We start from the raw sequence: 5,737 nt of genomic DNA on the forward strand, positions 1-5,737 counted from the left end.
CGCAAAGGTGTCGTGAGATGGTGTTTGAAGACTGCCGATAAATTGATAGCTTTTTGTGCTACGCAGATTCTTGTAGACAGCCACTCTCAAAGAGATTTTCTGATTAAAGAAAAAGTAGTATCTGTATTAAAATCGCATGTAATTGCAAATGGTTCTATATGTGGGGTCGATACGAAAAGATTTTTACCAAACCCTGAAGCCCGGATGAATCTGAGAAAAAAACTCGGAATTTCTGAAACAGATATAGTATTTTTATTCCTTGGAAGGCTGAATCGAGATAAGGGATTACTGAATCTCGCCAATGCGTTTTTGGAAGTATGCAAGACCCATCAAAATGTTTATCTTGTGATAGTGGGAACCGATGAAGAAGATATGAAGAGCAGAATACTTTCAGTATGCGGACCCCGTGCTGACAGAGTACACTTCAAAGATTATACAGACAAACCAGAACACTATATGGCAGCAGCAGATGTCTTCTGCCTGCCAAGCTACCGGGAGGGTTTCGGTGGCGTTATCATAGAGGCAGCATCTACCGGAATCCCGTCTATTGGAACAAGAATCTACGGAATAACCGATGCTATTGAAGAAGGAGCCACCGGGTTATTATATGAACCTGCCAATGTAAATGAGCTTGTAACCAGAATGATGCAATTCATTGAAGATCCTGACTTAAAGAATAAAATGGGTGAGAGGGCACGAAAAAGGGCCATACACGATTTTTCAAAAGAAATCGTAGTCTCTGGAATGCTTGAATACTATGAATCCCTTTTAACGACCCACCACCATTCTTTGCTGACCGGTTCATGAATCGCATTTTAGTTACAGGTGCCACTGGGGCAGTAGGGCCTCGCGTAGTGCAAATATTACGCGAAGCAGGTTATCAAATTCGTACCTTATCTATTGATCCACCAGATCCAGATTTATTTCCAGATGGTGTTGAGGTTCTTATCGGGGATGTTACAGACCCCTATGTGGTAAAATCAGCAGTTCAAGGTATTAAGACAATTGTTCACATGGCGTCTTTGCTACACATTGTAAATCCGCCACCTACTTTGCGTAAGGAATATGAGAAAGTAAATGTTGGTGGAACAGATACCGTTGTTCAAGCTGCTCTTAGAGAAAATGTAGAACGTGTAATCTTTTTTAGTACTATTGCGGTTTATGGTAATACTGCCAACCAGATTATTACTGAAAATACGCCACCATATCCAGACACATTCTATGCTCAAACCAAGCTAACTGCAGAAAAGATTGTCTTACAAGCTTATCGCCCGAATGGTCAGCCACTTGGAACAGTATTAAGGTTTGGTGCTGTGTATGGGGCACGCGTTAAAGGTAACTATAGGCGGCTTCTGCTGTCTTTAAAACAGGGGAAATTTATACCAATTGGTGATGGACATAACCGACGCACATTAATCTACGACAGGGACGTAGCAAAAGCGGTATTGCTAATAATAGAACATCCGGAAGCGGCTGGTCAGGTTTATAATGTATCAGATGGAAATTTCCACACACTAAATGAGATAATTAGAGTAATGTGCAAAGCCCTTGATCGGTCTCCACCAAGAATATCATTGCCTGTTAAACCTGTAAGGTGGACAATATCTGTATTAGAGGTCTTTGCACATCTGTTTGGTATTAATGTAACGATCGGGCGTGATATGGTTGACAAATATATAGAGGACATAGCGGTGGATAGCCAGCGTATCAGAATCCAATTAGGTTTTGAGCCACAATATGGCTTGGTGAAAGGTTGGGAAGAAACGATTCGTGAAATGAAACAAAATGGCTACTTGTGATTTGTTCTATGAAACGCATATTTGATTGTATTACGGCTATTTTCTTGTTATGTTTTTTGACCATCCCCATCTTGATTATTGCATTAGCAATTAAAATAACCTCTAAGGGCCCGGTTTTACATTGGTCAGACAGGGTTGGTGTTCGCAACCTGATATTCAAAATGCCTAAATTTCGCACAATGCGCAAAAATGCCCCCATTGTTGCTACGCACCTTTTAAAAAATCCCGATGCTTATTTAACACCTGTTGGATCCTTCTTACGTAAGTTTAGCTTGGATGAACTGCCTCAATTGTGGAGTGTTTTAAAGGGCAATATGAGCCTTGTTGGCCCAAGGCCGGCTCTATATAATCAGGATGATTTAATTATCCTGAGAACAAATAAGGAGATACATAAACTTGTTCCCGGAATTACCGGTTGGGCACAAATCAACGGTAGAGATGATATCCCGATCCCCTTAAAGGTTGAATTAGATGAGTACTATATGAAACATCAATCTTTTTTATTTGATCTTAAGATACTATATCTGACTTTTTTAAAAGCAATAAAGGCAGAGGGGGTTAAACATTAAAGAGGACCTTAAAGTAACCCTTTTTCTTTTTCTATTTGCATTTATCATAAGGGTGTATATGGTTTTTACTGCCAGCGTTATTGCTCCTGATGGGATATTTTATGTAAATATCGCCAAAATGATTAATGCCGGTAGCCTTCAGAAAATTTCTGAATTTGGATTTTTTAGTCTTTACCCTTTTTTGATTGTCATTGCTCAAAAAATATTTCACAACTGGGAGATTGCAGGCAGAATGGTTTCAGCGGTTTTAGGATCTCTCGCAGTTATCCCGCTTTTCTTAATAACGAAGAAACTGATAAATATGAAAATTGCATTGATTGCCGGAATATTTTATATAATCAGCCCCCGTCTTGTTGAATATTCAACGAATGTCTTACGGGAATCAAGTTATTGGTTCTTTTCGATAACCGCATTATGGCTGGCCCTAAAAGGGCTTTCTTCCAGAAAGTTGATTTTTGTGGTCTTAGCAAGCCTTTTTACAGGACTGGCAATGTTTACCCGTATGGAAGGTGTTTCTATATTTTTAATCATTTTATTATGGATTTTTTGGTACTATCACGAAGGGGATTTCGGTCTGAAACGACTCATCATTTTTTTGCTTGTTTTTATCGTTTCTATGCCGATTATTTTTTCTTCTCCTTTACTCTTCTTTAAAAATAGGCTTGGAAGTTGGGAAATAGGTCATGTAGGGACAAAATTGCCTTTTTTGATTATGAACAGCACTGAACACACATTAGAGGTGAAACCTGACATTTTGGATAGAACAACAGTTCAATTTCGGTCATTTCTGGACATATCGAAAAGACATAAATATATTACGTTCATTTCAGAGATAATATATAAATTCATAAAATCGTTTAATGTTGTGTTTTTCATTCTGTTATTGTTTGGAGTATTCCGGAGAAGATCGATCCCTTATTCAAGAAGGGAAATTCCGATTTTGATATGGTTTACCATATTGTTTCTCAGCTCATTTTTCTATGTTGCCAAAACCAATTATTTTGGTACCAGACACGGGTTATTGATGGGGATTCCTGCATTGGTCTGGGCAGGGATTGGCTTTTATGAATTGAGAGATATATTCTATAATTGGGTTATGAAGAGAAAATCGTTATTGAATTATTCTAAATATATGACAATTTTTTTACTTATGGTTGTATTTATTGTTATTCTTCCCAAAACACTTTCTTGTTCTGGAGTAGATAAAATTGAATTGAAGGAAGCAGGAGTTTATCTAAAAGAGATGGGTTACTCTAAAGCAAGGTTTGCAGGAGAACCAATCTTACACAGAGTTTTATTTTATGCAGATTCAGAATTTATCCCCCTTCCCCAAGGTATGACTTTTGAAGAAGTGATAAGATTTTTAAAGGAGAATCAAACAAGATTATTAATTGTTGATAAAAGAACAGTTGATACCTTTTTAGATAATTTTAATGGGAATGTAAATCCCTTTGTTCTTGAGAAAGTTCAATTACCCAAATTGGATCAATTTAAAGAATATTCAATCGTAGTCTATAGACTTAAGGAAGAGTGAGAGTTATCCTATGAGATTGGTTGGTAGAGGAAAAAGAATCATTGTCATTTTCAGCGATGTGGTGCTGGTTACCCTCTCGTACTGGTTAGCATATCTTCTTCGCTTCAATTTCTCTATTCCTGAGATTTTTTACAACAAATTTGTTGAGTCGCTCCCTGTACTTGTACTCATCAGAATCGTATGTTTTTATTTGTTCAGGTTATATAGCGGTGTATGGCGCTATGCTTCAATCAATGATTTGTTGAGAATTTTAAAGGCAATTACTTTGAGCTCTTTTCTTTTCGTTGCTTTTATCACCTTTCGCTACCATTTCATTGATTTCCCGAGATCCGTGTTTCTCATTGACTGGTTTGTGATAATCATCTTTGTAGGTGGGGTACGTTTTCTTTACCGGCTCTCACGGGAGTTTTATATGGTGAAAGGAGATAACAAAAAACGGGTTCTGATCATTGGTGCTGGAAGGGCCGGAGAGATGTTATTAAGAGAAATGAAGCAGAATCCAAATATAGCCTTTGACCCTGTCGGTTTTTTAGACGAAGATCCTGATAAACAGGGACGGCGGATCCATAATGTTCCTGTATTAGGGAAGGTTGAAGATGTGGGCAGGATTGTTTTAAAGAAGAAAGTTCAGGAAATCGTAATAGCCATTCCTTCGATGACCGGCAAAGAAATGCGGAAAATTATTCACCAGTGCAAGGACATGGGGATTCCCTGCAAAACTGTACCGGCGATGGGTGATATTCTGAACGGAAAGGTCAGTGTGAATGAGATTCGAGAGATCCGTATTGAAGATCTTTTGGGTCGTGAGCACATTGAGCTGAATAGGGAACTGATAAAGGGTTATCTTTCCAATAAAAAGGTTTTGGTTACCGGTGCCGGGGGGTCAATTGGTCAGGAACTCTGTCGCCAAATTCTTAAGATTAACCCGGAAAAGCTCATCCTCTTTGAAAGGGTAGAAAATGAACTTTACCATCTTGAAATGGAGTTTTCGGAATTATTCCCAAATGCCCCATGTGCTTTTGTCCTTGGAGATATTCTGGACGTAAAAAGATTGGAAGGGGTGATAGGGGAATATCGACCCGAGGTTGTATTCCATGCAGCAGCTTATAAACATGTGCCAATGATGGAAGTTCATCCTGCTGAAGCGATTAAAAATAATATTATGGGAACTCAAAATGTTGCAGAGGTTTCTGCCATGTACGATGTAGCAAAGTTTGTCATGATTTCAACGGATAAGGCGGTCAAACCGAGCAGTGTAATGGGCGCTTCAAAGAGGATTGCCGAGCTAATCTGTCAGGGAATGAACCAACGCCAGAAGACTAAATATATTGTTGTCCGGTTTGGTAATGTTTTAAATAGTGCGGGAAGCGTCATCCCGCTCTTTAAAGAACAGATTGCGAAGGGGGGACCCCTAACAGTAACCCATCCTGATGCAACGAGGTACTTTATGAGTATTCCTGAAGCGGCCCAACTGGTTATGCAAGCAGGGGCAATGGGAAAGGGTGGGGAAATTTATGTTCTCGATATGGGAGAGCCAGTTCGCATTACTGACCTGGCAGCAGATATGGTTCGATTGATGGGTTTGAGAATGGGAGAGGATATTGATATTGTATACTCCGGCCTCAGACCTGGTGAGAAAATACATGAAGAACTCATTACAGACGAGGAGGAGGTAGAACCCACCTCGCATGAGAAAATCATGATGGTTAAGGCATCGTCCTTTGATTGGATAGATTTACAAAAAAGGATTGAAGAGTTTGTGGAGAAAATAGATCAGTATAATCCGCAGGAAATAAGGGAAAAATTGATGTCAATTGTTCCTGAAAATAGTTCCC

General features: G+C 39.0%; 5 protein-coding genes. All 5 read left to right on the forward strand.

What is annotated here, in order from left to right:
• Nucleotides 1-807, forward strand: an 807-nt coding sequence (locus tag NTU69_05615; GenBank protein MCX5802997.1) for a glycosyltransferase, incomplete at its 5' end; no start/stop codon positions are given.
• On the forward strand, nt 804-1,799 hold the full coding sequence (locus tag NTU69_05620) for an NAD-dependent epimerase/dehydratase family protein (GenBank protein ID MCX5802998.1): 996 nt from the start codon (nt 804-806) through the stop codon (nt 1,797-1,799). The genes NTU69_05615 and NTU69_05620, both read left to right, overlap by 4 nt.
• Nucleotides 1,800-1,807: 8 nt before the next feature.
• Nucleotides 1,808-2,368 (forward strand): sugar transferase, encoded by a 561-nt coding sequence (locus NTU69_05625; protein ID MCX5802999.1) that lies wholly within the window; start codon nt 1,808-1,810, stop codon nt 2,366-2,368.
• 58 nt (nt 2,369-2,426) lie between these two features.
• Nucleotides 2,427-3,902 (forward strand): glycosyltransferase family 39 protein, encoded by a 1,476-nt coding sequence (locus NTU69_05630; GenBank protein MCX5803000.1) that lies wholly within the window; start codon nt 2,427-2,429, stop codon nt 3,900-3,902.
• A 10-nt stretch (nt 3,903-3,912) separates the two neighbouring features.
• A partial coding sequence (locus NTU69_05635; protein MCX5803001.1) for a nucleoside-diphosphate sugar epimerase/dehydratase occupies nt 3,913-5,737 on the forward strand: 1,825 nt, incomplete at its 3' end.

Source organism: Pseudomonadota bacterium (assembly GCA_026388215.1).
Taxonomy (GTDB): domain Bacteria; phylum Desulfobacterota; class Syntrophorhabdia; order Syntrophorhabdales; family Syntrophorhabdaceae; genus JAPLKF01.

What these genes read in the sequence shown, in the direction of transcription:
- NTU69_05620 (MCX5802998.1), top strand. Translation starts at nt 804, where the DNA reads ATGAATCGCATTTTAGTTACAGGTGCCACTGGGGCAGTAGGGCCTCGC.
- NTU69_05625 (MCX5802999.1), top strand. Translation starts at nt 1,808, where the DNA reads ATGAAACGCATATTTGATTGTATTACGGCTATTTTCTTGTTATGTTTT.
- NTU69_05630 (MCX5803000.1), top strand. Translation starts at nt 2,427, where the DNA reads ATGGTTTTTACTGCCAGCGTTATTGCTCCTGATGGGATATTTTATGTA.